The 25,598-nt window shown below is 56.3% G+C and carries 30 protein-coding genes; 19 read left to right on the plus strand and 11 right to left on the minus strand.

The window, feature by feature from the left end:
• Positions 1-31: 31 nt before the first annotated feature.
• Both KOL70_RS16950 and KOL70_RS16955 read right to left on the minus strand, forming a co-directional pair.
• A complete protein-coding gene (locus tag KOL70_RS16950; protein WP_021508807.1) occupies positions 32-493 on the minus strand; it encodes a MarR family winged helix-turn-helix transcriptional regulator in 462 nt (153 codons plus the stop codon).
• Positions 494-571: 78 nt separating this feature from the next.
• The gene (locus KOL70_RS16955) at positions 572-1,624 is read right to left on the minus strand and encodes a 2,5-dihydroxypyridine 5,6-dioxygenase (protein ID WP_215481109.1); all 1,053 of its coding nucleotides are present in this window, start codon (positions 1,622-1,624) and stop codon (positions 572-574) included.
• 322 nt (positions 1,625-1,946) lie between these two features.
• On the opposite strand from KOL70_RS16955, the gene KOL70_RS16960 reads away from it, so the two are divergent.
• The 8 genes from KOL70_RS16960 (at position 1,947) to KOL70_RS16995 (ending at position 10,522) form a co-directional block, all read left to right on the plus strand.
• Positions 1,947-3,095 carry an FAD-dependent monooxygenase gene (locus KOL70_RS16960; RefSeq protein WP_058780991.1) on the plus strand — a complete coding sequence of 383 codons (1,149 nt, stop codon included), beginning with the start codon at positions 1,947-1,949 and terminating at the stop codon, positions 3,093-3,095.
• Positions 3,092-3,913: an alpha/beta fold hydrolase gene (locus KOL70_RS16965; RefSeq protein ID WP_215481111.1), complete on the plus strand. Its 822-nt coding sequence runs from the start codon at positions 3,092-3,094 to the stop codon at positions 3,911-3,913. The genes KOL70_RS16960 and KOL70_RS16965 overlap by 4 nt, the downstream gene beginning before the upstream one ends.
• Positions 3,914-3,960: 47 nt before the next feature.
• Positions 3,961-4,662, plus strand: a complete 702-nt coding sequence (locus KOL70_RS16970; RefSeq protein ID WP_199188990.1) for an Asp/Glu racemase — start codon at positions 3,961-3,963, stop codon at positions 4,660-4,662.
• Between the two features lie 9 nt (positions 4,663-4,671).
• The gene (locus KOL70_RS16975; RefSeq protein ID WP_215481112.1) at positions 4,672-5,310 is read left to right on the plus strand and encodes an isochorismatase family protein; all 639 of its coding nucleotides are present in this window, start codon (positions 4,672-4,674) and stop codon (positions 5,308-5,310) included.
• 108 nt (positions 5,311-5,418) lie between these two features.
• Positions 5,419-6,729, plus strand: coding sequence for an MFS transporter (locus KOL70_RS16980; RefSeq protein WP_021508813.1), 1,311 nt, complete (start codon positions 5,419-5,421; stop codon positions 6,727-6,729).
• 511 nt (positions 6,730-7,240) lie between these two features.
• Complete coding sequence (locus tag KOL70_RS16985; RefSeq protein ID WP_104093466.1) at positions 7,241-8,515, plus strand: nucleoside permease; 1,275 nt, start codon at positions 7,241-7,243, stop codon at positions 8,513-8,515.
• A gap of 11 nt (positions 8,516-8,526) precedes the next feature.
• Positions 8,527-9,555, plus strand: a complete 1,029-nt coding sequence (locus KOL70_RS16990; protein WP_371824666.1) for an ADP-ribosylglycohydrolase family protein — start codon at positions 8,527-8,529, stop codon at positions 9,553-9,555.
• On the plus strand, positions 9,542-10,522 hold the full coding sequence (locus tag KOL70_RS16995) for a PfkB family carbohydrate kinase (protein ID WP_166710594.1): 981 nt from the start codon (positions 9,542-9,544) through the stop codon (positions 10,520-10,522). Before KOL70_RS16990 ends, KOL70_RS16995 begins: the two co-directional genes overlap by 14 nt.
• On the opposite strand, the gene KOL70_RS17000 is transcribed toward KOL70_RS16995, so the two are convergent.
• Positions 10,509-11,249: a GntR family transcriptional regulator gene (locus KOL70_RS17000; protein ID WP_215481114.1), complete on the minus strand. Its 741-nt coding sequence runs from the start codon at positions 11,247-11,249 to the stop codon at positions 10,509-10,511. The genes KOL70_RS16995 and KOL70_RS17000 overlap by 14 nt on opposite strands.
• Positions 11,250-11,346: 97 nt before the next feature.
• Here KOL70_RS17000 and KOL70_RS17005 point away from each other — a divergent pair, with 97 nt between their 5' ends.
• Positions 11,347-12,141, plus strand: coding sequence for a metallophosphoesterase (locus KOL70_RS17005; protein ID WP_371824667.1), 795 nt, complete (start codon positions 11,347-11,349; stop codon positions 12,139-12,141).
• Here the strand turns inward: KOL70_RS17005 and KOL70_RS17010 are convergent.
• From KOL70_RS17010 to KOL70_RS17025, 4 genes are read right to left on the minus strand one after another with little or no spacing between them, the layout of a single operon-like run.
• Entirely contained in the window at positions 12,117-12,512 is a 396-nt protein-coding gene (locus tag KOL70_RS17010) for a GFA family protein (RefSeq protein WP_215481116.1), read from the minus strand. The two genes, KOL70_RS17005 and KOL70_RS17010, sit on opposite strands and share 25 nt — an antisense overlap.
• A gap of 25 nt (positions 12,513-12,537) precedes the next feature.
• Positions 12,538-12,975: an acetyltransferase gene (locus tag KOL70_RS17015; protein WP_215481117.1), complete on the minus strand. Its 438-nt coding sequence runs from the start codon at positions 12,973-12,975 to the stop codon at positions 12,538-12,540.
• Between the two features lie 47 nt (positions 12,976-13,022).
• The gene (locus tag KOL70_RS17020) at positions 13,023-13,553 is read right to left on the minus strand and encodes a GNAT family N-acetyltransferase (RefSeq protein WP_215481408.1); all 531 of its coding nucleotides are present in this window, start codon (positions 13,551-13,553) and stop codon (positions 13,023-13,025) included.
• Positions 13,554-13,588: 35 nt separating this feature from the next.
• Positions 13,589-14,029 carry a VOC family protein gene (locus KOL70_RS17025; RefSeq protein WP_031279954.1) on the minus strand — a complete coding sequence of 147 codons (441 nt, stop codon included), beginning with the start codon at positions 14,027-14,029 and terminating at the stop codon, positions 13,589-13,591.
• 269 nt (positions 14,030-14,298) lie between these two features.
• On the opposite strand from KOL70_RS17025, the gene gcvA reads away from it, so the two are divergent.
• The gene (gene gcvA, locus KOL70_RS17030; protein ID WP_215481119.1) at positions 14,299-15,183 is read left to right on the plus strand and encodes a transcriptional regulator GcvA; all 885 of its coding nucleotides are present in this window, start codon (positions 14,299-14,301) and stop codon (positions 15,181-15,183) included.
• Between the two features lie 82 nt (positions 15,184-15,265).
• Here the strand turns inward: gcvA and KOL70_RS17035 are convergent, their stop codons facing one another.
• Positions 15,266-16,180: a LysR substrate-binding domain-containing protein gene (locus KOL70_RS17035; protein ID WP_215481120.1), complete on the minus strand. Its 915-nt coding sequence runs from the start codon at positions 16,178-16,180 to the stop codon at positions 15,266-15,268.
• A 64-nt stretch (positions 16,181-16,244) separates the two neighbouring features.
• Here KOL70_RS17035 and KOL70_RS17040 point away from each other — a divergent pair, with 64 nt between their 5' ends.
• Positions 16,245-17,189 (plus strand): alpha/beta fold hydrolase, encoded by a 945-nt coding sequence (locus tag KOL70_RS17040; RefSeq protein ID WP_254185873.1) that lies wholly within the window; start codon positions 16,245-16,247, stop codon positions 17,187-17,189.
• On the opposite strand, the gene KOL70_RS23815 is transcribed toward KOL70_RS17040, so the two are convergent.
• On the minus strand, positions 17,176-17,355 hold the full coding sequence (locus tag KOL70_RS23815) for a transposase DNA-binding-containing protein (RefSeq protein ID WP_215481410.1): 180 nt from the start codon (positions 17,353-17,355) through the stop codon (positions 17,176-17,178). The two genes, KOL70_RS17040 and KOL70_RS23815, sit on opposite strands and share 14 nt — an antisense overlap.
• A 212-nt stretch (positions 17,356-17,567) precedes the next feature.
• Here KOL70_RS23815 and KOL70_RS17050 point away from each other — a divergent pair, with 212 nt between their 5' ends.
• The 7 genes from KOL70_RS17050 (at position 17,568) to KOL70_RS17080 (ending at position 23,787) form a co-directional block, all read left to right on the plus strand.
• Positions 17,568-18,425, plus strand: a complete 858-nt coding sequence (locus KOL70_RS17050) for a MurR/RpiR family transcriptional regulator (RefSeq protein ID WP_021508824.1) — start codon at positions 17,568-17,570, stop codon at positions 18,423-18,425.
• A 127-nt stretch (positions 18,426-18,552) separates the two neighbouring features.
• Positions 18,553-19,881, plus strand: coding sequence for an aspartate aminotransferase family protein (locus tag KOL70_RS17055; RefSeq protein WP_215481122.1), 1,329 nt, complete (start codon positions 18,553-18,555; stop codon positions 19,879-19,881).
• Positions 19,878-20,432 (plus strand): carboxymuconolactone decarboxylase family protein, encoded by a 555-nt coding sequence (locus KOL70_RS17060; protein WP_176428143.1) that lies wholly within the window; start codon positions 19,878-19,880, stop codon positions 20,430-20,432. Before KOL70_RS17055 ends, KOL70_RS17060 begins: the two co-directional genes overlap by 4 nt.
• A gap of 127 nt (positions 20,433-20,559) precedes the next feature.
• Positions 20,560-21,312, plus strand: a complete 753-nt coding sequence (gene glnH, locus KOL70_RS17065) for a glutamine ABC transporter substrate-binding protein GlnH (protein ID WP_021508827.1) — start codon at positions 20,560-20,562, stop codon at positions 21,310-21,312.
• A gap of 51 nt (positions 21,313-21,363) precedes the next feature.
• A complete protein-coding gene (gene glnP / locus KOL70_RS17070) occupies positions 21,364-22,020 on the plus strand; it encodes a glutamine ABC transporter permease GlnP (protein WP_021508828.1) in 657 nt (218 codons plus the stop codon).
• Between the two features lie 2 nt (positions 22,021-22,022).
• Complete coding sequence (gene glnQ / locus KOL70_RS17075) at positions 22,023-22,745, plus strand: glutamine ABC transporter ATP-binding protein GlnQ (protein WP_058759243.1); 723 nt, start codon at positions 22,023-22,025, stop codon at positions 22,743-22,745.
• 19 nt (positions 22,746-22,764) lie between these two features.
• A complete protein-coding gene (locus tag KOL70_RS17080) occupies positions 22,765-23,787 on the plus strand; it encodes a C45 family peptidase (RefSeq protein WP_215481124.1) in 1,023 nt (340 codons plus the stop codon).
• Positions 23,788-23,879: 92 nt separating this feature from the next.
• On the opposite strand, the gene KOL70_RS17085 is transcribed toward KOL70_RS17080, so the two are convergent.
• Together KOL70_RS17085 and KOL70_RS17090 are read right to left on the minus strand one after the other, a co-directional pair.
• Entirely contained in the window at positions 23,880-24,278 is a 399-nt protein-coding gene (locus tag KOL70_RS17085; RefSeq protein ID WP_021508831.1) for a tautomerase family protein, read from the minus strand.
• A 5-nt stretch (positions 24,279-24,283) separates the two neighbouring features.
• Positions 24,284-24,586 (minus strand): carboxymuconolactone decarboxylase family protein, encoded by a 303-nt coding sequence (locus tag KOL70_RS17090; RefSeq protein WP_021508832.1) that lies wholly within the window; start codon positions 24,584-24,586, stop codon positions 24,284-24,286.
• Positions 24,587-24,673: 87 nt separating this feature from the next.
• Between KOL70_RS17090 and KOL70_RS17095 the strand changes: the two genes are divergently transcribed.
• Positions 24,674-25,594 (plus strand): LysR substrate-binding domain-containing protein, encoded by a 921-nt coding sequence (locus tag KOL70_RS17095; RefSeq protein WP_371824675.1) that lies wholly within the window; start codon positions 24,674-24,676, stop codon positions 25,592-25,594.
• Positions 25,595-25,598: the final 4 nt, after the last annotated feature.

Raw genomic sequence — 25,598 nt, forward strand, 5'->3', positions numbered from 1 at the left:
CCGCCTTAGCGAGGCGGCTAAGCGCCCCGGGTTAGGGCTGGCTCGTATCGTCCAGCATTTTCTTCAGCAGATAAATCAGCGCGACCCGTTCGGCCGGATTCAGCTGCCCGTAAGTCATTTCGGTGATGCGCATCGCGTTGTCTGTCGTGCTGTCAATCAGGCGGTGGCCTGCATCGGTCAGCATGACAATCACTTTGCGTTTGTCGGTGGGATCGGGACCCAGACTGACCAGATCGCGCGCCTTAAGACGCTCAACCACACCGCGAATGGTGGCCTGATCGACGGCGGTATAGCGCACTAAATCGTTCTGTGCGCTCGGACCGCGATCGCGCAACGCACAGAGGGTAATAAATTGCACGGCGGTGATCTGTGAATCACCGACGTGTTGCTGAAAAATCGCCGCATGGCGTTGATACACCTTGCGCAACAGATGGCCAACCTGCTCGGTATAGTCATAGCGCTGGTCTGCGCGCGGATCCTGCTGGTGCGACATGCCTTTATCCTTTTTCCCGGAAACTGTCAGGCAGTGTAATGCATTGTCACTGCGCTGACAGCCGTTCCCTGCGCACGATTAACGCGCGCGTGAGGCCTCCGGTGCCACCACTTCACCTTCCGCCACCACCAGCAAATCGTCCACTTTGATGTCGCAGCGGCGCAGAGCAATGTCCATATGGCACGGCGTTTTGCGCTTACCGCCCACTTCGGTGTTCGGTCCGGTCGAAAACAGGAAGTTGCCGTAAAAGGCGCGCGCATCCATACACATGCCGTCGTTTTTGTCGTGTAACCCCATCGCCGTCCACTGCGCGCGCGGCTGCAGTCCCCAGCCGATGTGGGAAATACCGTACACTTCCGGATCGTTGAAGTAGCGCATGTAATCGCGCAGATACTCAGCCTCAAAGCCGCCGTGGATGCGGGTGACAAAGCCCTGCTCAATCTCCAGCGTAATACGTTCACGCGCGTAAGATTTAAACGGCAGCAGGATGTCACCGACGTCCAGCACCAGCACGCCTTCAGCCTGATCTTCATTCGGCCAGGTGAACAGGAAGCCGCTCGGCCAGTGATCCCAGCGGCCCGGCTCATCCGCGTAGCCATATTCTGTTACCGTGGGGTACTGGCCGAGCGGGGCGCGAAAATCACTGCCGGCCGGCGACTTCACCGTCATCATGCGCGCTTTTTCCAGCACTGCCGCCGCGGCCAGCACGCGCGACTTGTCCTCTTCAGTGGGCAACATTCGTGCCAATACTTCCGGCGGCTCAACCGCCAGCAAAATTCGCGTCCCGGTTTTCAGGATTTGCTCCTGCTCCGGCGAATGCAGCAGCATCATGGTATCGACGATCAGGTCCGCCGCTTCCAGCGCGCGCTGTGCGGCAATGTTGCCGGTAAGCGCGGTATCACCACAGTAGGCGGTCATGTCGTTACCCATTGCCGTCGGGTGATTGAAGGCCGGCAGCTCAATGCAGTACACCTTCGCGCCCAATCGTAGTGCAGCATCAGTGGCGGCCTGCACGGTGCGTGCATCGGAATAGTGACTTTTCAGGATGGCGACACTCTGGCTGGCGTCGACTTTCGACAGCCGTAAAACCTGCTCGAACATCTGGCCTAACTGGCTCTGATTTACTGCCATAGCGGTTTCCTCTCAGGGTTAGATGTCAGACAATTTGCTGCGCAAAACTTCAGCTATTTATAGCGAACACGCTTTATGTGTTTGTTATAGACGTGTTGCGAAGAACAGTGCAAGCATTTCTTTTTGACATAAGAAAAGCCTATTTAACCTTATCATCAGGCTGTGATTAACATCATGTTATCGAGTTTTCACTGTAAATACGGTTGCTTTTAACAGTGTCATAACCTCAATAATTAAAGTGTGTGCACTATAAATTCAGCGTCGGGTTTGATCGTTTATCCGTGTGCATACCTTCAAATCAGCGTCAGTGTGAGAGGAAAATATGAGCAATATGAAACGCATCGCGGTAATCGGCGCCGGGCTGGGCGGGCTTGCCGCCGGCTCGCTGTTACAGAAAGCGGGATTTCATGTCACGGTCTACGAACAAAGCCCGGCTTTCTCCCGTCTGGGTGCTGGCATCCACATGGGGCCGAACGTGCTCAAGGTGTTTCGCCGCATGGGTATCGAACAGCAGCTGGAGGATCTGGCTTCGCATCCCGATTTCTGGTTCAGCCGCGACGGTGAGACCGGGGAGTATTTGTCACGCATTCCGCTGGGCGCTTATGCGCGCAAAGAGTACGGTGCGGCTTATGTCACGGTGCATCGGGGCGATTTGCAGGCCATGCAGATGACCAGTCTGCAGCCGGGCAGCGTCCAGTTCGGCAAGTGCCTGAGCAGCGTCGAGGACAGCGGCAGCGATGTGGTGCTGCGTTTTCAGGATGGCAGCGAAGCGCGCGCGGATATCGTGATTGGCGCGGATGGCATCAACTCAAAGCTGCGTGAGCATCTGCTGGGAGTGGAAGCGCCCACTTACAGCGGCTGGGTGGCGCACCGTGCGCTGATCCGCGGCGAACAACTGCGCAAATACAACCTCAGCTTTGAAGATTGCGTCAAGTGGTGGTCTGAAGATCGTCATCTGATGGTCTATTACACCACCAAAGCGCGCGACGAATATTATTACGTCTCCGGTGTGCCGCACCCGGCGTGGGATATCAAAGGCAGCTTCGTTGAAAGTAGTCAGCAGGAGATGCTGGAAACCTTTGGTCACTACCATCCGGTGGTACAGGCGCTGATCGAGTGCAGCGAATCGGTCACCAAATGGCCGCTGCTCAACCGCCAGCCGTTGCCGGTATGGAGCGAAGGGCGCATTGTGCTGCTGGGTGATGCCTGCCATCCGATGAAACCGCACATGGCGCAGGGCGCTGCGATGGCCATCGAAGATGCCGCCATGCTGTCGCGCTGCCTGACGGAAACCGGTCTTGATGATTATCGCACCGCATTCCGCCTGTATGAAGCCAACCGCAAAGAACGTGCGTCGCGCGTGCAGGCCGTCTCTAACGCCAATACTTTCCTGCGTACCCAGGAAGATCCGGCCTGGGTGTACGGCTACGACGTGTTTGCCGCGCCGCTGAAAAGCGAGGTGACCTCATGAGCCGTTTTATGCACGGCGGTCAGGTACAGGCCAACGGCATTCGCCAGCACTATCTGCGCTACGGCGGCAGCGGGCCCGCGCTGATCCTTGTACCGGGCATCACCAGCCCGGCGATCACCTGGGGTTTTGTGGCGGAAGTTTTTGCGCAGCATTTTGATACCTGGGTACTGGACGTGCGCGGTCGCGGGCTCTCGAGTGGCGGTGAAGGGCTGGATTACGGTATGGAGAGCTGCGCCGATGACATCAACGCCTTCGCGGATGCGCTGGGGCTGACGCGCTATCACCTGGTTGGCCATTCGATGGGCGCGCGCTTCATCATGCGTGCGGCGGTGAAACAGCCGGCCGGCGTGCTGTCGCTGTCGCTGATAGATCCGCCGGTTTCCGGACCGGGCCGGCGTCTCTATCCTGGACAGTGGCCGTGGTATGAAGATTCCATTCGCGACGCGCAGCGCGGCATGGATGCTGAAGCCATGAAGCAATATTGCCCGGCCTGGAGCGATGACCAGCGCCAGCTGCGCGCCGAGTGGCTGCACACCTGCTATACGCCGGCCATCCGTCGCGCCTACGACGATTTTCACCAGCTCGATATCCATCAATATTTCCCTCAGCTGCCGGCAAAAACCCTGCTGATGGTGGCAGGCAAGGGCGGCGTCATTCAGGCGGAAGATGAAGCCGAAATCCGCGAGCTGCTGCCGACCATTGAGATCAGCCGGGTAGCTGGCGCCGGTCACATGATCCCGTGGGATGATTTTCACGGCTTCTTTAATGCCTTTGGCACCTTCCTTGGCCCCTCACTGACTCCGGAGACGCAGCCATGACGCGTTCGTATCGTATCGGCCAGATTGTGCCGAGTTCCAACATCACCATGGAAACCGAAATTCCCGCCATGCTGCAGGCGCGCCAGCTGATTCGCCCGGAGCGGTTTACCTTCCACTCCAGCCGTATGCGTATGAAGCATGTCAATAAAGATGAACTGGCGGCGATGGATAAAGAGTCTGACCGCTGTGCGCTGGAGCTGTCCGACGCGCGCGTTGACGTGCTTGGCTATGCCTGTCTGGTAGCGATCATGGCGATGGGCCCGGGCTATCATCGCCAGTCCCAGCAGCGCCTGACGCAGGTCACGCGCGACAACGAGGCGCTGGCACCGGTGATCACCAGTGCCGGCGCGCTGGTCGACGCGCTGCATATTATGGGCGCGAAGAAGATCGCGCTGGTGGCCCCCTACATGAAGCCGCTGACCGAGCTGGTGGTGGATTACATCCAGCGCGAAGGGATAGAGGTAAAGCAGTGGCGCGCGCTGGAAATTGCCGATAACCTCGCCGTCGCCCGCCACGACCCGGCCAATTTACCCGGCATCGTGGCGGACATGACGCTGACGGATGTTGATGTGGTGGTGCTGTCGGCCTGCGTGCAGATGCCATCGCTGCCGGCGGTGGCAAAAGTGGAGGCGCAGACCGGCAAGCCGGTAATTACGGCCGCCATTGCCACCACGTACGCTCTGCTGAAGGCGCTGGAGCTGGAGCCGGTGGTGCCGGGCGCGGGCGCACTGCTGTCCGGTGCGTGGTAAGGAGAAACCATGAGCCAGAGTGTCAGTGATAACTACGCCGGTGTCTGGGGCAACCGCATCGGTTTTGGTCAGCGTCCGGCGCTGCTGATGATCGACTTTCTGCAGGGCTACACCACGCCGGGCGCCGCGCTATTTGCCCCGGGCGTGGTAGAGGCAGTGGCCGCTGCACAGGGCCTGCTGGCGGCGGCGCGCCAGTGCGCGATTCCGGTGATCCATACGCAGATTCGCTACCACCCGCAGCATCAGCAGGACGGCGGGATCTGGGTGCAGAAAGCTCCGGTAATGCGTGACATGGTGGAAGGCAATCCGCTGGCTGAGTTTTGTCCGGCGGTGCAGCCGCTTGCCGCAGAAGTGGTGATCACCAAACAGTATGCCAGCGCGTTTTTTGGCACGTCTCTGGCATCGATGCTGGTGGCGCAGGGCATTGATACGCTGCTGATCGCCGGCTGCTCTACCAGCGGCTGCATCCGCGCCAGCGCAGTGGATGCGTTGCAATACGGTTTTCGCGCCATGGTGGTGCGCGAATGCGTGGGCGATCGCCATGATGCACCGCATCAGGCCAATTTGTTTGATATCGACAGTAAATATGGCGACGTGGTAAGTAAAGCCGCGGCGCTGGAGTATCTCGGGAAGTTCAGCGCCCGTTAAGGGCGCGTTTCACCTGCACGGAGTGCGCACAAACAGTCCGTTTCGGCTGCGGCTGAGACGCATAACAACATCTCCCCGACGACGGGGTTATTGCGCCCGGAGAACACCATGACTGACGTTTCAACCCGTCCTGCTGCGCTGGCAGCCGAAGACACCGCTTCGATTTATCGCAAAATCACCTGGAAGCTGATTCCGTTTCTCTGCCTGTGTTATCTCGCGGCCTACCTTGATCGCATCAATATCGGCCTGGCTAAGCTACAGATGGCGAGCGATCTGGCGCTGAGCGAGACCGCGTTTGGTCTGGGTGCCGGGCTGTTTTTTGTCGGCTATATCCTGTTTGAAGTGCCGAGCAACCTGATCCTGCAGCGGGTCGGCGCGAAGATCTGGATCGCGCGCATTATGATTACCTGGGGCCTGCTCTCGACCGCCACGCTGCTGGTACAAACGCCGACCCAGTTCTACATCATCCGCTTTTTCCTCGGCGCGGCCGAAGCCGGTTTTCTGCCTGGCGTGCTGTTCTATCTCACCAAATGGTTTCCCTCGTGGCGCCGCAGCCGCATTATTGCGCTGTTTATGATTGGCCTGCCGCTCTCCAGCCTGATTGGCGGACCGCTTTCCGGCTGGATCATGGGGCATTTTCATGAGGTTTACGGCATGCGCGGCTGGCAGTGGCTGTTTCTGCTGGAAGGCCTGCCCAGCGTATTACTGGGTGTGCTGACGTTCTGGCTGCTGCCGAACAGCGTCGAGAGCGCCAGCTGGCTCAGCAGCAGTGAGAAGCAGGCGGTGCTGCGCGAACTGGCGCGCGACGAAGGTGACGCCAAAGGGCTGAAACACAGCCTGCGCGATGGTCTGCTGAATATCCGCGTGGTGATGCTCGGCGGCATCGACTTCTCGATTCTGCTCAGCGCTTACGCCATGGGTTTCTGGATGCCGACCTTTATTAAGAATGCCGGCACCACCGATATCACCACGATTGGCTATCTGACGGCGATCCCCAGTCTGGCGGCGTTGATTGGCATGCTGGCGATCGGTGCCAGCTCAGACCGCCTGCGTGAACGCCGCTGGCACATCATTGTTCCGTTTATTATTGGCGCGGCAGCGATGGGCACCAGCACCTTCTTTGCTCATAACGTAGCGATGACCGTGCTGCTGTTCTCAATTGCGCAGGCGATGATTATCGGGGCGGTGCCGGTGTTTTTCAGTCTGCCCGCTACGTTCCTGAAAGGCACGGCAGCGGCAGCGGGTTTTGCACTGGCCTGTTCGATCGCCAATATCGCCGGACTGGTGAGTAATTCCGTGATGGGCGTGGCGCTGGACCTCACCGGCAGCAGCAACGGCGCGCTGTGGTTCTTCGCCGTGTGTCTGCTGCTCAGCTCGCTGTTGGTGGTCGCGCTGCCAGCGAAGCTGGTGAACCGGTAGAAGATACCTTCGCGTTAGAAGCACTTATAATTCCCTGGTGCGCATCAATGCGCACCCTACAAAACAGTGCGAATTCGTTGTAATTATCGGCGCAGGGCCGCCATTCATGGCGACCCGGTTGCATAATCTGCACAACCAGGCGCGCATCAATGCGCACCCTACAAAACAGTGCGAATTCGTTGTAATTATCGCCGTAGGGTCGCCATTCATGGCGACCTGGTTGCATAATCTGCATAACCAGGCGCGCATTAATGCGCACCCTACAAAACAGTGCGAATTCGTTGCAATTATCGCCGTAGGGTCGCCATTCATGGCGACCGCCTCACAGCCGCAGGATGCAGCTCCACACCCCGCCAGACCGTCACGCCCATCCGCACCCAATCCTCCTCGCTAATCGGTTATCCATAAGGTAAAAATCTTGTGGGATAGCTCAAACTATCAGCTAAAGGTATTATAAAGGTATCTATTCTGGTGCTAGATTGGTTCTACCAACACCGGGGAGTCTATTTCGATGAAAACTACAATTCCAAAGCTGTCGTTCATGATGTTCTTAGAGTGGTTTATCTGGGGGGCATGGTTCGTGCCGCTGTGGGCGTTTCTCAGCAAAAACGGCTTTTCGCCAGTTGAGATCGCCTGGTGCTACGCCTGTACCTCCATCGCTGCCATCCTGTCACCGATTCTGGTCGGCTCGCTGGCTGACCGTTTCTTCCAGGCACAGAAAGTGTTATCGCTGCTGACCATCGCCGGCGCGATTCTGATGTTCTTTGCCGCACAGCAGACGCACTTCAGCAGCTTCTTTCCGCTGCTGCTGCTGTATGCGCTCACGTATATGCCGACCATTGCGCTGACCAACAGTATCGCGTTCTCTCACGTCGGTGACGTGGAGCGCGACTATCCGCGCATCCGCGTGATGGGCACTATCGGTTGGATCGCCTCCGGCATCGCCTGCGGTTTCCTGCCGCCGCTGCTCGGTTTTGGCGATATCTCCGCCAGCAATGTACCGTTGCTGATCACCGCGGCCAGTTCGCTGCTGCTTGGCCTGTTCGCCCTGACCCTGCCAGCCACCGAACCCAAAAGCACCGGCAAGTTCAGCCTGCGCGTGGCGCTCGGCCTCGACGCACTGCATCTGCTGAAAGATCGCAGCTTCCTCGTATTTTTCGTCTGTTCATTCCTGTTCAGTATGCCGCTGGCGTTCTACTACATCTTCGCTGAGGGATATCTGACCGAAGTCGGTCTGCCCCACGCCACCGGCTGGATGACGCTCGGCCAGGTATCAGAAATCTTCTTCCTGCTGGCGCTGCCGTTCTTCATTAAACGCTTCGGCATCGGCAAAGTGCTGCTGCTCGGCCTGGTCACCGCCGCGCTGCGCTACGTGTTCTTTGTGTTCGGCGGCGATCAAAACCTGCTGACCTTCGGCCTGCTGTTTATGGGCATTCTGCTGCACGGCGTCAGCTACGACTTCTACTTCATCACCGCCTACATTTATGTGGATAAGAAAGCGCCGGTGGCGATGCGTAACGCTGCGCAGGGCCTGATCACCCTGGCCTGTCAGGGCATCGGCAGCCTGCTGGGTTACCGCCTGGGCGGCTATCTGATGCAGGAGATGTTCGCGTATGACCAGCCGCGCAACGGTCAGACCTTCAACTGGGCGGGAATGTGGATGTTTGGCAGCGTGATGATAGTCATCATCACCATCGCCTTTATCGTTCTGTTCCGCGACGGCAAAAAACGCAGTGATGAATTAACCGCTTTTGAACACTCAGCAACCGCTGACAGCCATAAATAAGAGATGTAACCATGACGATGACACACCAGGAAAAACGGATTTTGGGCGCATTTTACGGCCAGGCATTGGGCGATGCGATGGGCATGCCATCGGAACTGTGGCCGCGCAGTCGCGTGAAACAGCACTTCGGCTGGATCGATCGCTTCCTGCCCGGCCCGGCAGAAAACAATGCTGCCTGCTACTTTGGCCGGGCGGCTTTTACTGATGACACCTCAATGGCGCTGGCGCTGGCCGATGCCATTATCAGCCACGACGGCGAAATTGATGCGGAAACCATCGGCGCCAATATTCTGCGCTGGGCGGAAGCGTTTGATGCCTTTAACAAAAATGTGCTCGGGCCGACCTCCAAAATCGCGCTTAACGCGCTGAAAAACGGTACGCCGGTGGCGCAGCTGGAAAATAACGGCCTGACCAACGGCGCGGCGATGCGCGTGTCACCGCTGGGCTGTCTGCTGCCAGCGTGTGACCTGCCGGCTTTTATTGACGCTGTCGCGCTGGCCTCCAGCCCGACACACAAATCCGACGTGGCGATTGCCGGTGCCACCGCGATCGCCTGGGCAATCTCCCGCGCGATTGACGGTAGCGACTGGGCAACAATTCGTGACGAACTGCCGGCGATTGCCCGCGCGGCGCAGGAGCGGCGCGTCACCACTTTCAGTGCGGCGATGGCGGCCCGCATCGAACTGGCGTTGCAGGTGGTGGCGCAGGGCAGGGGCACCGAGTCGACCATGCAGCAGATCTACGATCTGGTCGGTACCGGCACCAGCACCATTGAATCGGTACCAGCAGCGATCGCCATGGTCGAACTGGCAGCCACCGATCCCAATCGCTGCGCCATTCTGTGCGCCAATCTCGGCGGCGATACGGACACCATCGGCGCGATGGCGGTTGCTATCTGTGGCGCGCTGCACGGTATCGACGCGATCGATGCGCAGCTAAAAGCGGAGCTGGATGCCGCTAACGCGCTGGATTTCACCCATTACAGCCGCGCGTTTGTCCGTTTCCGCCAGCAGCGCGAGGCCGCCTATGCTGACGCCTGACGATCTGTCCCGACTGGCGGGCCGGTTGCCAGTGTGCGTGGTGGGGGCGGCGGTAGTAGATGTGATTGCCGATGCCTGGACTTTGCCGTATCGCGGCAGCGACATCGAACTGCATCAGCAGGGCGTGAACGTTGGCGGCTGTGCGCTTAACGTCGCCATTGCGCTGCATCGTCTCGGCATTCCTTCTATCAACGCGCTGCCGCTGGGGAACGGTATCTGGGCCAGTATCGTGCGACAAAAGCTGGCGGAATACGGTGTGCAGAGCGTACTGGAAAATGCGCACGGTGATAATGGCTGGTGTCTGGCGCTGGTCGAGCCGGATGGCGAGCGCACCTTTCTTTCCGTTAGTGGCGTGGAAAACCAGTGGGACGCCGCGCTGTTGCGCACATTGCCGCAGCCGGCGCAGCGCTGGATCTATCTCTCCGGTTATCAGCTCACCAGCAAAAGCGGCGAAGTGCTGATCGACTGGCTGGAGCAGCAGGCACAGCCGTATCAGCTGCTGGTGGATTTTGGCCCGCGGCTGGCGGACATCGGCGAGGCGCAGTTTGCGCGTATCATGGCGCTGCAGCCACTGATTACAGTGAACAGGCAGGAAGCGGAGCTGCTGTGGCATGAGCGTCTGCGCGCATCTGAACCTTTCGACGCCCATCAGCTGATGGCGCGCTGGCAGCAGCAGTTTGGCGGCGCAATGGTGTTAAGGCTGGACAGCGAAGGTGCCGGATACATCGACGCTGAGGCGCAGGGCTGGGTGCCCGCACTGGCGACAACGGTGGTCGATACTATCGGCGCGGGCGACAGCCATGCTGGCGGATTACTGGCGGGATTAGCGTCCGGCTGGTCACTGGCGGAGAGCGTTGCGCTGGGCAACGCAGTGGCGTCATATGTGGTTTCCCGGCGCGGTGGCGACTGTGCGCCCGATCGCGCCACACTGCGCGCTTACTGGCAGCAACGCCTTACTCAGCAATAAACACGTACATATCGCTGCGGCAGTAGCTGATGCTGTACTCCAGCGGATTGCCCTGTGCGTCGAATGCCAGCTGCTTAATCACCAGCACCGGCACATTGGCGGGCAGGGCAATTTGCTGCTGCAGGGCTTCGTCCGGCATACGCGCACTGACCCGGCTCTGGGATTTCACCGGCAGGATCTGCTGGCGATGAAAATAGTCATACAGCGAAATACCAATCTCATCGGCATCGGCAATGTAGCGCGCCGGCACCCATGACTCTTCAACCGAGACCGCCTGGCGGTCAACATAGCGAATACGTTTCAGCAGATAGACATCGCTGCCCGTGCTCAGCCCCAGCTTCTCGGCGATCTCTGCGCTGCAGGCAATTTTGCTTTTATTGATCCACACGGTGTCCGGCGTTTTACCGCGCAGCACCGCCTGCTGCGACAATCCTTTTGGTTCTTTGAGTGAATATTCAAACTGGCTGCAGATCTGCGTGCCGTAGCCGCGGGAACGAAACACGACGCCCTCTTTTTCCAGCTCGTCCATGGCTTTACGCACGGTGATGCGTGAGATGTTCAGCGACTGGCTGAACTCGCGCTCGCCCGGCAGGATCTCTTCGTGCACCAGCGTACCATCGCGCACCGCCTCTTTAATCGCACTGGCAAAGCGTTTGTACAGCGGCGTGCGGCTCTCTGCCGCCAGCGTGGTGGTCAACCGCGCCAACAGCGCATTGTGGTCAGTCATAGCGGGCAGGGCACTCACTCGGGTCAGCGGCAGGAACCGCTATAATACTGAATTTTAATGCGGCGCGCAGCCAGCGTCGTGTGACGGTGCGGGTGCTATGCTGCCTGAAGGCTTGGTGGTTCGCTTGTTTATTTCCGGAGACATTATGTTAATCGCTCAGATTTCAGACATCCATGCCGCACCGGACAATGATCACCTGCTGCGCCTGGCGCGGGCGCTGGCGTGGCTCACTCATGTGAAACCGGATGTGCTGGTGTTAACGGGCGATCTTGTTGATGGCGAGTGGCTGCAGGGTTACTGGCAGATAGCTGAGCAACTGCGCCAGCAGCATTACCCTGCATTTATATTGCCGGGCAACGCCGATGATCGACGACTCATGCAAACGACATGGCATGAAAATCACTGGGCGAAAAACACCCCGGCAGACGCGCTGCATTTTGTTCAGGATATGGGCGGTTTGCGTATGCTGGGGCTGGACTCCACGGTGAATAAACAGAATTTTGGCAGCGTCGGGGATCATCTGGAATGGCTGGAAAGACAACTCAGCAATACGCCTGCGCTGCCAGCGCTGCTTTTTCTGCATCATCCGGTTATCGCATCGGGCATACCGACGCTGGATGAATCAATGTGTCGCGGGCTTGATAAGCTTGAGTCGACCCTCAGACGCAGCCGGGTCAGAATACTGGCTATTGCAGCCGGGCATGTGCACCGGCCCGCAGCAGGCATGTTTGCAGGGGTTCCGGCTTATATTTGTGGCTCAATTTGCCCGGCGAACCCGCTGTGGTTTGGCAGCCAGCGGGTTCCTCCGGTGAATGATCCACCGGCACTGATGGTGCACCGTTTCGCCAGCGGCGTTTTGACCAGTCATCATGTCTCTTTATCCTGCTCATAATGAGGCACATGGTCGCGTTCTGTTAGCCACGGCACGGTGTGCGAGCACCAGATATAGGAAACCGGCGTCTGAGCGGGATCGTCGTCCAGCGTGGCCACACGCAGAATCACGTGGCTCTGATGAGGTCTTTCAGCCATCAGATGAGATCCGCAGACTGAACAGAAATAACGCAACTTATCCGGGGAAGAATTAAATGCCGTCAGAAATTTTTCTCCCTGGGTCCACCTGAAATCCTCACGCCGCACGCGCGCTGTGGAGGTATAAGCGGCGGCGTGCGCTTTCCTGCAGGTATGACAGCAGCAATGCGTAATGCTGCCCGCCAGGCGATCGCATTCGTAGCGCACACGTTTACAGAGACAACTTCCGTTCATTTTTTCTCCTGATTCCTGTGCCGAATTATTGCATCAGCTTCAGATGGAGGAGGGGAAACGGTTTCCCCTCACCATCAACGGAAGACCGTCCAGTCACCTGAAAGCCCAGATGCTGATAAAACCCGAGCGCAGCGGTATTTTGTTCGTTAACGTCCACTTTTTTCGCTGAAAGATAACGGATTGCGTAGTGGACTAACCGTGCACCGACCCCTTTTTTGTGATGAGCGGGCGAGACGAAAAGCATCTCGATATTCTCATCCTGCACGCCGATGAATCCGACAATGTCATGGTTTTCATCGGTCACCTTTCTCAAATCAACGGCATCAAAATAATTTTCCAGAATAAGCTGTCTGAGCCGCAGGATATCCTGTTCATTCAGGAAATGATGCGTTGCCCGGACGGCAGCCTCCCAGACCTGAATCAGAAAGTGATACTCTTCCTTGCTTACTTCGCTAATTGTCACTATGCCTCCTTAACATGCCAACGCGATGGCTTAACGCAATGCCTGCGCTAATCGCTGGCCAGCCGCGCATAAAGATATTCATCGCCCCACATCCCTTTGAAAAAAATATTCTGCCGGTAGTGCGCTTCACGGCGAAAATTCAGCTTTTCCAGCAGGTTTATAGCGCGAGTATTACGTGTGTCTACCACGGCAATGAGCCGGTGTTTTGCAAACTGCTTGAAAAGCAGGGTAACGATGGCACTCATTGCTTCAAGCGCAAAACCCTGTTTCTGAAATCCGGCATCAAATGTCATGCCGAGTTCAGCTTGTCTTCCTTCATCAAAAAAATGAATTCCGATGTCCCCTATTAGCCGGTCGTCTTCCTGGTGTGCTACGGCAAGCTGAAACCAGGTGTTATCGCTGTTGAATGGCAGCGCATCCTGCTGCGCATATAATTTCTCAGCGTCCTGCCAGGTAAATTCTTCCCAGCTCTGATAACGAGCAACGTCTGGCAGATTGCGATAGCGCGACAGATGCGGCAAATCAGCCACTGTCAGCTTGCGCAACACCAGGCGTTGAGTATAAATCGGCAACGTCAGTGCCATATGTTCTCCGCTGCCTGCGTGCAGGCGAGTTAAAGTAAACCGGGAGCGGTGCGTATCGCTTCAAGCCCGACGCGTTGCCCGAAAGACAGCTCCAGCGTATTGCCATCAGGATCGGCAAAAAAAACGTAATATCCCACCGGTTCGCCAGCCTCTTCGGGGGCTTTGCGTAACACGCCTTCGGCGACGGCCATCGCTGTTTTACGATCGATCTCTTCGCGTGACGCACAGGCAATGCCTAAGTGTCCAAATTTACCCAGTGGCGTATCTGACACGTCATCCGCCTGCACCAGAACCAGCGCGAAAGGGCGGGTATGATCGCTCAACCATGCCACCTTGCGGGCAGCCGGGACGTCAGGTTCACGGGTGTGTATCACCTTCATTCCTGCATAGCGACGGTAGAAATCCATGCTCTTCTCCAGATCCCTCACCATAAACGCAACGTGGGTAAATCCCACATCGATATCCTTCATCTGCATCCTGTCTCCATTTGTTGCCTCCCCGACACGATAAAAACTCAAGCCTGATAGAGGTTAATCGCCATAAAGGGCGTGGTAGCTGATCATTTTTTCGTGTGGAGGTGTGGTGCGTGAAACGGTACTTTCTCTTAAAATTTCAATATAACTCAACAGTTTTGGAATAAAAGCGACACGGCATCGCGTGCTATATGCCTATTAATAACGTTGACGGAGCGGAAATAAAAACGATTTAATTTCCGCCTGTTTTTTAGGAAAACTAAACGATGCGAAACAGCCTGCCTTCTCTTAACGCCCTGAAGGCGTTCGAATCCGTTGCCCGGCACCTCAGCATGACCCTTGCAGGCCAGGAGTTACACGTCACGCCCGGCGCGATCAGCCTGCACATCAGGGAACTGGAACGGCAACTGGGCCTGCCCCTGTTTCAGCGAAATGGACGCAAGCTGGCGCTGACGGCATCCGGTCAGGGCTATTACTACTCGATTGCTTCAGCTTTCAGCCTGATGCGTGAAGCCACTGAAACGCTGGTGCAGGAGACACAAAAAAATACCATCACGCTGGCCTGCACCACCGGATTTGCGACTCACTGGTTACTGCCGCGACTGGCTGATTTTGAACGTGCCTGTCCGGAGATCGATCTGCGCATCAGTGCCACTTCCCGCATCCAGTCTTTCGCCACGGATGGTATCGACCTGGCCGTACGGCATGGCAACGGTTTCTGTGAGGGTTGCGTGAGTGAGAAGCTGATCGACGACGACTACCTTGCAGTCTGCATTCCTGCTGTGGTGCAGCAGCTGGGAGAACCGCCGGCACTTGCCGCACTCGGTCGCGTCACGTTACTGCATGATATGCACCGGGAAGACTGGCAGCGCTGGCTCGCTGAAGCCGGCGTCGGGCATATTGATTCCGGCAAAGGGCCTTTGTATAGCGATGGCAGCGGGGCGTGGCTGGCGATGCTTGCTGGCATGGGCGTAGCGCTGATGCGCAGGCGGTTTGTTCAGGCAAACCTGGCATCCGGTGAAGTGGTGGCCCCGTTTCCAAATACGCTGAATACCGGACACGCGTACTGGCTTATTACGCCTCACGAAGCGCTGCTGCGTTCTGCCGTGGTAAAAGTAAGAGCCTGGCTCATGCAGCAGTCCACAGAATAGAACAGCGTCCGGGAATTATCGCAAAGCAATTTATGGGTAATTGCAAGGATTATCGGTTAGCGTGGCCGCGGGATTATCGAGCTTAAGAGAGTGGCGTGATGGCGGTTGTCTCTGACTGTTCGTTGAATGCCTGCCATTGTCCCATTTCTTTCACCAGCGCAGTCAGCGCGTTAATGTCGGGCATATTCTCACGGAAAAAGGCGTAGAACCGGACGTGGGGCAATGCGGGGAATCCCTCTTTTTCACTGAGCCATTTCAGGCCATGCCGCAGCTGACTTTTTGCCAGTGGCGTGACTGCAAAACCTGCCTTCGCGGCCGAAATGCAGCCCGCCATACTGACACTTTCAAATGCCAGCCTCCACGGTATTTCGGCGTGACTTAATGCATTAATGGCGGATTCCCGATAAACGCATGGCTCAGGAAAAAGTGCCAGCGGCAATCGTTCCTGCTGGCTAAAGTTTGCGGCGCTACCGCATGCCCAGACCAGGGGTTCTTCCCAAAGTAAAAAACCGGGCTCATGAACGCGCTGGCAATACTTGCCAAACACGATATCCACACCACCGTCATTTTTTTCCTTTAACAAGCTTGTAGTGATGCCGACTTTAAGCTCGACAGTGATCCCGGGGTGCCATTGCGAAAATTTTTGTAACAGTATCGGGAGCCATGTGCCGGCAAAATCTTCGGATGCTCCGACGCGGAGATGGCGTTTAAGCGGCATGTGGTGCATTCGTGCCCGCGCCTCACGTTCTAGTTCAACAATGTTGCGGGCGTAGGTGTAAAGCACTTCCCCCTGAGCAGTTAACGTCATCCTCCGGGTGGTCCGCTTAAAAAGGGTTGTCTCTGCCGCAGTTTCCAGACGTTTGATATGCCCGCTGACCGCGGATGGCGTGATCGCCAGGCGCTCTGAGGCATCGGCAAAGCTTTCACATTCGACGACCACGATAAAAGTTCTGAGTAACGTAATGTCAAAAGGATGAGAACCAGAAAAAGAGGACATAATTTTTGCTCAGGTCATTCAACACAAAATCTGTTTAATTGTAGCCCATTCATCATGAATTGAAATGTTTATGTCAATTAGTATCGACCTGCCACTTATAAATAAACAGAGGATAAAAATGCAGGTTTATCAATTTATTCAAACAGACTTACTGGAAGTGGGATATCTGGAATGGAATCCGGCAGCTGACAAGACGGCAATTCTGGTACATGGCTGGCCAGACAGCCCTGAAGGCTGGTCGCAGGTGGCTCAGGAACTTGTCGTCAGCGGATATCGTGTTTTAGCCCCGGCTTTGAGGGGCTTTCTCCCGACCCGCTTCCTGTCCCCCGAGACTCCCCGCAGCGGCCAACTTTCTGCGCTGGCGCGAGATTTAATCGAGTTTATTGATGCACTGGATATAAAACAGCCCGTGCTTGTCGGGCATGACTGGGGCGCACGAGCCGTGGCCAATGCCTGTGGACTACGACCGGGCATCGCTTCGCATCTCGTGATGCTTTCTGTGGGGTACGGAACGAACTATCCCAATCAGGCGGTTAGCTTCAGGCAGGCGAAAAATTACTGGTATCACTGGTTCATGGCAACGCCACGAGGCAAAGCCGTCGTTGAACAACAGCGTGAAGCGTTTACCCGCACAATGTGGGAAACATGGGCACCAGGCAACTGGTTCAGTGAAGAGGACTTCGAAACCGCCAGCAAAGCATTTCAGGGTGAAGACTGGGCTGAAGTGGTCCTGCATTCCTATCGCCATCGCTGGGGATTTGTAGAGGGTGATGCGCGATATGCTCCGGATGAACTGGCGTTAATCCCTGCTCCAGAACTGAATGTTGACACGCTAGTCATCCATGGCGAAGCCGATACCTGCAACCACCCGGACAGCTCTAAAGGAAAAGAGACTTTCTTCAGCGGAAGGTATAGCAGAACTGTACTGGACAACATTGGCCATTTTCCCCAGAGAGAGGCGCCACTGCTTGTGGCACGATACATTCTAAATTTCATTAACTCGCGTTGAATTTGCGCCTGGTGGTTGGCAACACCACGTTGCCGGCCATATAGCGCGGGAACCAATGCTGAAATCCTGATTCATCAACATGAGGATTCGAATGAAACCGGTAAGCGGCTTTAGTGCCAGCACTGCCCTGACTGACAAACGGGATTTTGCTTCCTGTATTTTCCAGAAATTCTCCATGAGTTCACGAAATCGCCGACCAGGCCCGCAGTCATTGCGACATGCACATTAGTTAAGTAAACCACCATGAGCAGCCTGATTGTCGCGGCGCGACGCAGCGCGCCCTGCTTCAGGCCGTCACTCCGGTGTGATATCCGCGCCTAGAGTCTTGATCTCAAATGTGTTTAGATACCTGAACGTCAAAGCCTGTGAATCGTTGCCATGAATCTAAAGGAAACTATCGTCCGCGAGTTCAGTGAATTATCGCCAGAACTACAGAGGGCTGCCGAATTCTCACTGCAGAATGCCAATCAACTGGTGGTGCAATCCATGCGCACCTTTGCGCAGCAGGCCGGGGTGAAACCGGCAACGTTGCTACGTCTGGCGAAACGGCTGGGCTATAACGGCTGGAGTGAACTCAAAGACGCATTCATCGATGATATCGGCCTGCGCAATGATACCTATGTCTCGAAAGCGGAAAAGCTTGTGGCCGCCGGCACGCAGCCGCAGCTGTATGATGCGATGTTCCAGGCCCACCAGACCAACCTGGCCTTTACGCAGGAGGAAAACCGCCAGGCAATGGAACAGGCCGTGACCTTACTCGATGCGGCTGACAATGTTTACATCTGCGGCTTCCGCGCCAGCTTTCCGATCGCCTGGTCATTATTTTATGTGTATCGGTTGTTCAATCGTCAGGTGTCACTGGTGGATGGTCTGGCGAGCAACATCGAAGTTTTCACGCGTGAACTGACCGCCGCGGATTGCCTGTTGCTTACCAGCTTTGCCCCTTATTCACGCGAATCACTTGATGTACTGCGCGCAGCGCAGCAGGCGGGTGCAAAGATCATCGCCATCACCGACTCACCGGTCTCGCCGCTGGCGCAGGCCGCTGATTGCTCGCTCCGGTTTTCACTGGACAGCCCATCGTTCTTCCCGTCTGTCGTCTCTGGCATGGGCCTGGCAGAGTGTCTGCTGGCGATGCTGGTGGCCCGTCATGGACGTGATGCGGTCAGTAAAATTGAAAATGCCGAACGCTATTTAATCGATTCCGGCGCTTACGTGCATGCCGGCAAATCCTGACAGATGATTCATTTGTATCTGTCATAAGAATATTGAATGCGATTGAATCATTATTGCGTTGACGTGATTCAAATGGATCCTGCAAGATACGTTTCAACAACGAAGCGTATTCAGGAGCAGGACCAGCATGAGCCGTATCATTCACCGCAGTCTGCGCAGCGTGCCCGCCGTGGCCACGCGCGCACACGGGGCCTACATTTTTGATGCACAGGGAAAGCAGTATCTTGATGCCTGCGGTGGCGCCGCCGTTTCCTGCCTGGGCCACGCCCATCCTGACGTCCTCGCAGCTATGCATCGTCAAATCGATCAACTGGCTTATGCGCATACCAGTTTCTTCACCAGCGATACCGTTGAACAGCTCGCCGAACAGTTAACGCGCACCGCACCGGGCGATCTTAACTATGCCTATTTCGTATCGGGCGGTTCTGAGGCGGTGGAAACCGCGCTGAAACTGGCCCGGCAATACTTTGTTGAGATCGGACAGCCCGCGCGTACCCGTTTCATCGCCCGCAAACAGAGCTACCACGGCAATACGCTGGGCGCGCTGGCGGTGGGTGGCAACGAATGGCGCCGGCGTCAGTTCGCACCCCTGTTAATCGACGTGATTCGCGTTTCCGCCTGCAATGAGTATCGCGATCGCCGTGCCGATGAAACCCAGCAGCAGTATACCCAGCGGCTATTGAGCGAGCTGGAGCAGGCGATTGTCGATGCGGGCCCGGAAACGATTATTGGCTTCTGCGCGGAGACGGTGGTCGGTGCGACCAGCGGTGCCACGCCGCCGACGCCGGGCTATCTGCAGGGTGTACGTCGCCTGTGCGAAAAGTACGACATTTTGTTTATCGCCGATGAGGTGATGTGCGGAATGGGGCGTACCGGCACACTGCACGCGTTCGAACAGGATGGCGTGGTACCTGATTTGGTCACCATCGCCAAAGGACTGGGTGGCGGTTATCAACCCATTGGCGCGGTGCTGGCCAGTGAGAAGGTCGTGTCTGCGCTGCAGGCTGGCAGCGGTCTGTTCCAGCATGGACACACTTATATTTGTCATGCGACAGCCGCTGCGGCGGCGTTAGCAGTTCAGCAGGTGATTGAGCGCGACCATCTGCTGGAGGCGGTTCAGCAGCAGGGCGCTTATCTGCATAAGGCGCTACGCGACGTGCTGGGGGAGTTACCGCACGTGGGTGATACGCGCGGCCGCGGCCTGTTTGCCGGTGTGGAGCTGGTGCGTGATAAAGCCACAAAAACCCCGTTCGATCCGGCGATGAAACTTCACGCAGCCATCAAGGCCAACTGTATGGCGCGCGGTTTGCTGGTCTATCCGATGGGCGGCACGCTGGACGGGCAATATGGCGACCATATTTTAATTGCCCCACCGTTTATCGTCACCCCGCAACAACTGGATTTTGTCGTGGATACGCTGAACACCGTGATACGTGAAGAGACCGGCAAATTATGATTAACCGATTACCGCCGCTGGCAGAGCAGGACTGGGATGAGCAGCAACGTCCGCTCGCGGAAGAGATTATCAACGGGCCGCGCGGCGCGCTGCTGCCCCCGTTTGAGCCGCTGCTGCGCAGCCCCGAGTTAATGGCACATGCACAGCGTATGGGGGAATATCTGCGCTATCGCAGTGCGCTGGGCCAGCGGTTATCGGAACTGGCGATTTTAATGACGGCAAGGCACTGGTCACAGCCGGTAGAGTGGGCAATCCATGCGCCGATAGCGCGCGAAAAGGGGATTTCTGCTGCAGCGGTGCAGGCCATCAATGAAAAACGTCAGCCCGCGGATTTGCAGCCTGATGAGTGGGTGATTTATCAGTTTTGCCAGCAGTTACATCAGCAACAGAAAATCAGTGATGCCACCTGGCAGCAAGCCATCGAATTATGGGGCGAGAAGGGCGTGGTGGATTTGATAGGCATTAACGGCTATTACAGTTTTCTCTCGATGATCATGAACGGCGCACAGACGCCGGTACCCTTTACGCAGGATCACTTGCTTCCTGCATAAGTTGTCGCATTACTCCGGGCGTACCTGATACGCCCATTATATTAACCACCTTCTTTGACCATGTCCGCCGGGTTATTTCGCTGGATGACAATCATTGCACGCTACATTACTGACGCTGAGGGTTATTATGTCTGCATTTTTAAATAAATTAAAGGTTACACTGGCATTGGTTGCCTGTTCCGCCAGTTTTATCGCTGCGGCGCAGGATAAATTAACCGTCGGGGTTGATACGGCTTTTGTTCCTTTTGAATTTAAGCAAGGTGATAAATACGTCGGTTTTGACATTGATTTATGGGATGCCATCGCGAAGAAAATGCATGTCAGCTATGAATTACACCCAATGGACTTTGGCGGCCTGATTCCGGGGCTGCAATCACGGAATCTGGATGTCGCGATGGCAGGTATTACCATTACCGATGCGCGTAAGCAGGTGGTGGATTTCAGCAACGGTTATTATGACGCCGACTTATTAATGGCTGTCAAAAGCGATGATAACAGCATTAAGAAATTCAGCGATTTAACCGGCAAGAAAGTGGGCCTGAAACAGGGCACGGCCGCAGCCAGCTTTATGAAAAGTAAATACAAGGCAAATTATGTTGAGTTTCCTAATATCGACAACGCCTATCTGGATTTGCAGGCCGGCAACCTTGATGCGGTGGTCCACGACTCGCCCAATGTGCTGTACTACGTGAAAACGGCGGGCGATGGCAAAGTCAAAGCCAGCGGTGAAAACGACACGATTCTGCCGCAGCAGTATGGCTTTGCCATGCAGAAAAACAGCAGCCTGACGCCTAAGATCAACGCCGCGCTGCAGGCCCTGCGCGCGGATGGGACTTACAGCAAAATCTACGTGAAATGGTTTGCTAAGCAGCCGAAATAATCCTGCCAGGCCGGAGCCCTCCGGCCTTGTTTAGCGTTTATAGGTTAAATTATGAATTTTGACAGTAAATATATTTGGGAATCTCTGCCGCTACTGCTGCAGGGTCTGCAGCTGACCTTGATTATTTCGCTGTCAGGTCTGCTGGGCGGTTTTATTATTGGCTTACTGGCGGGAACCTGCCGTGCTCTGGGCGGAAAAATCGCCAAAACGCTGTCACTTATTTTTGTCGAGCTTATTCGCGGTACGCCCATCATGGTGCAGGTAATGTTTATCTATTTTGCACTGCCGATGGTGTTGCCGATAAGAATTGATCCCGTCACCGCCGCGATCGTGACTATTGTGATTAACTCCGGTGCCTACATTGCTGAAATTACCCGGGGCGCGATCCTCTCAATCAATAAAGGCTTTAAAGAAGCGAGTCTGGCGATGGGCTTATCGCAGCGCAGTACGCTGTGGTATGTCATTATGCCTTTAGCGTTACGCCGCATGATTCCGGCTTTGGGTAACCAGTGGATTATCAGTATTAAAGATACTTCACTGTTTATTGTGATTGGCGTGGCAGAACTGACGCGTCAGGGGCAGGAGATCATTGCGGGTAATTTCCGTGCGCTGGAAGTGTGGACGGCGGTGGCCATGATTTATCTGCTGGTGACGTTATGCCTGAGCTTTTTACTGAAGCAGCTGGAAAAAAGGATCCATATTTTATGAGCATGGTTGAATTTAACGCAGTGTCGAAAAATTTCGGTGCCACGCAGGTCCTGCATAATATCAATTTAAAAATTGAGTCCGGCGAGGTGGTGGTGATTATTGGCCCTTCAGGCTCGGGTAAATCAACGCTGTTACGCTGCATCAACAAACTGGAAGAGATCTCATCCGGAACGCTGCTGGTCGCCGGAATGCATATCACCGATCCGCATGCGAATGAATGTGATATCCGCCGCGAAGCCGGCATGGTGTTTCAGCAGTTCCACCTGTTCCCGCATCTGACTGCGCTGGAAAACGTGATGTTCGGCCCGATTCGCGTGCGTCATCAAACGAAAGCCGCGGCGCGCGAGCAGGCGCTGGCGCTGCTGGAGCGCGTTGGCTTGCGCGATCGCGCCAGCCATTATCCGTCTGAACTTTCAGGGGGCCAGCAGCAGCGCGTGGCGATTGCCCGGGCACTGGCCGTCAGGCCGAAAATGATGCTGTTCGATGAGCCAACCTCCGCGCTGGATCCGGAGTTACGTCATGAAGTGCTGAAAGTGATGCGCTCGCTGGCTGAAGAGGGCATGACCATGGTGATTGTGACGCATGAGATTGGCTTTGCCCGCGATGTGGCTTCGCGGCTGATCTTTATTGATGGCGGTACCATTGCCGAAGATGGGCCACCTGATATGCTGCTGACTGCCAGCCGTAATCCGCGTCTGAAAGAATTTCTGCAACATGTATCCTGAAATGAAGTGAAATAACGCTATGAAAAAACTCGACTTCCGTGGTTCGGCTTTTGTTATTGGTCAGCAACTCGGTGACTTTGGCCGTGATGCCTGGCATAACAAACTCAGGCATACCCGTCTCTGGCAAACGGTCACCGCCATGAAAGATGCGCAGCAAGCCCGCAGTATGCGCGCGCGGGTCCAGCACCAGTTTCCGCTGATCTGGCAGGAGCTGGAAGGGCTGGCTGCAGGATTACAGGCACCGATTGACGAGGTGTTTGCGTGGAACTGCCGGGGCGATCTGGTGCGTTCAACTTCGGATGGCTGCACCACGGTGGCGGGAAAAAGTGCCAGCGGGGAGTTGATCATTGCGCACAACGAAGATGGTTTCCCCCAGCTGCTCGAGGACTGTGCGCTGGTCACCGTGACCCCCGATGACGGCCTCGCGTTCACCAGCTTCGCCTATCCGGCATCCATTTGCGGTCACACTTTTGCCGTTAATGAGAAGGGCATCGTCAACACCGTCAATAACATTCGCGCACAGCATCGTCCGGATGGCATACCGCGCCAGATTATCGCCCGCGCGTCGCTGAATGCGACCACGCTGGATGAAGCGATCGCCATACTTAGCGCCACGCCGCGCGCCGGCGCGTTTCACCATACGCTGGGGCAGCAGGGCGATAGCCGCCTGATCAGTATTGAAGCGACAGGCTCAGGCTGTTCAATGATCTCACTGAACGCACCTTTCGGGCACGCTAACCATCTTGTTCACCCGCAGCTTGTCGCCGTCGAACAGGTGGTCACCGCCAGTTCCGGCTCGCGCCAGCAGCGTCTGGAGACATGGCTGACCACGCAAACGGCGGTAGATGGCGCGGTGGCTAAGGCGATTTTATCGGATCAGCAGGATGCAGCGTTGCCGATTTACCGCCTGTCGCCGCAGGATCCGGATGAGGAAAATACCCTCGCCACGGCTGTTTTTACCCTGAGTGACGACGCGGTGACGTGGCAGATCTTCACGCGCGACCGCCAGCGCGCCGCTTTGCAATCTGCTGGTCGTCAATGAGGTGGTATTTTTAATCTCCACCGCCCATCACTGAAGCCGGACAGTGATTGCTGGCAGCGCGCTAACCCGCGCTGCCAGCAATACTGACTATGTTACTCGTGGAAACGCGCTTCTTCGGACATCAGACATCCGTCGCTGAAACTCCAGTCATCGACGGTGTTAAACTGAATAATCACCATCACATCCTGCGGATCGATATCCAGCGATTGCGAGAGTTGCTGACACAATCTGCGACACAGCTTGTGCTTCTGTTCGCGGCTGCGCGGCTTGCCCGCAGTAATCATGAACTGAACAAAATTCTCTGAACGCCCGCGGCTTTTATAGTGGCGATCAAACACCCTTAGCCGTGCCGGCAGTTCTTCAAATACCTGAAAGCGGTCGCCGGGTGGAACGGCAAATTCGTCCTCCAGACTCTGTTGCAGGATGTCGGAAATCTGCGTTAATTGCGCGTCGCTGTAACCCTGACGCAGTATGATGCGGGTAAAAGGCATGAGGGTTACGCCTCTTCCAGACAGCTTAGCGCTGACACCGCCGCCGGCCAGCCGGCATAAAAGGCCAGATGGGTGAACACTTCGACGATCTCTTCTCGTGCCAGGCCATTTTGTTGCGCGAATTCGATATGCCACGGCAGCTGTTGCACTCGCCCCAGCGCCGTCAGCGCGGCCAGCGTAATCAGGCTGCGTTCGCGCGGCGTAAGCGCGTCTCGTTGCCAGATGTCATCGAAAAGAACCTGCTGACTGAGTTCCGCCAGCTTTGGCGCGATGCGCGCCAGCGTTTTACTATCGAGTGTTTTTGCCATGATGTTTCTCCGTATTGACTCAGCCGCGATTGTGGCGAAACATAACCATCCTGAAAATCAAATAAAACACCGTCATTCATCCCATAAATCAGGACGATTATGCAAAAGTTAGCTCAGACGCTGGATCTGGATGCGCTGCGCAGTTTTGTTACCGGCATGGAGTGTGGCAGTTTTGCGCAGGCCGCCGTGCGGCTCTGTCGATCCACTTCGGCGGTCAGCGCCCAGCTGAAAAAGCTGGAGCAGCAATGTGGCAGCAAGCTGGTGGTGAAAAGCGGGCGTCATCTGGCGTTAACCCGTGAGGGGGAAGTGATGATGGGTTATGCCCGCCGTCTGCTGGCATTGAACGACGAAGCACTGTGCACCTTCAGCGGTGCAGGGCTGCAGGGGGAAGTGCGCCTGGGCATGCAGGAAGATTTTGGTGACACCCTGATGCCCGGTATTCTGGGCGAATTTACACGTCACCATCCCGGGCTGCGGATTATCGCCCGCGTGGCGCGTAATCAGGAGCTGCTTGCAGCGCTGGACAGCGATGCTCTTGATATGGCGCTGCTGTGGCAGGCACAACCGCTGCAGCGTAAAGGCGTGTTGATCGGCCAGTTCCCGCTGGAGTGGATCGCCCACCCCGACTGCGACGTCAGCGCGATGATAAGCCAGGGCGAACCGCTGCCGCTGGTGATGTTTGATAATCCATGCCTGATGCGCTCGCGCGCCATCGACAGTCTGGACCGGGCGGGCATTGCATGGCGAATCGTGTTTGTCAGCCATAGCCTGAGCGGCATCTGGGCGGCGGTGCGGGCCGGTCTGGGGATCACCGTGCGCACGCGGGTCGGCATGCCCGCTAACCTGGTGAGCGCCGGCAATGTTTTGCCGCCACTGGGCGCGCTGGGCGTTACGCTGGAACAAAAAAGTGGCAGCCAGACTGAACCGAATGCGCAAAACCTGCTGGCCAGACTGATGGAAAATGCGCTGCGCAGCATAGAGCCGTTACCGGGTCTGAGGCCCGCCTGAATTG

This window comes from Pantoea sp. B270 (assembly GCF_018726825.1).
In the GTDB taxonomy this organism is placed as follows: domain Bacteria; phylum Pseudomonadota; class Gammaproteobacteria; order Enterobacterales; family Enterobacteriaceae; genus Pantoea; species Pantoea dispersa.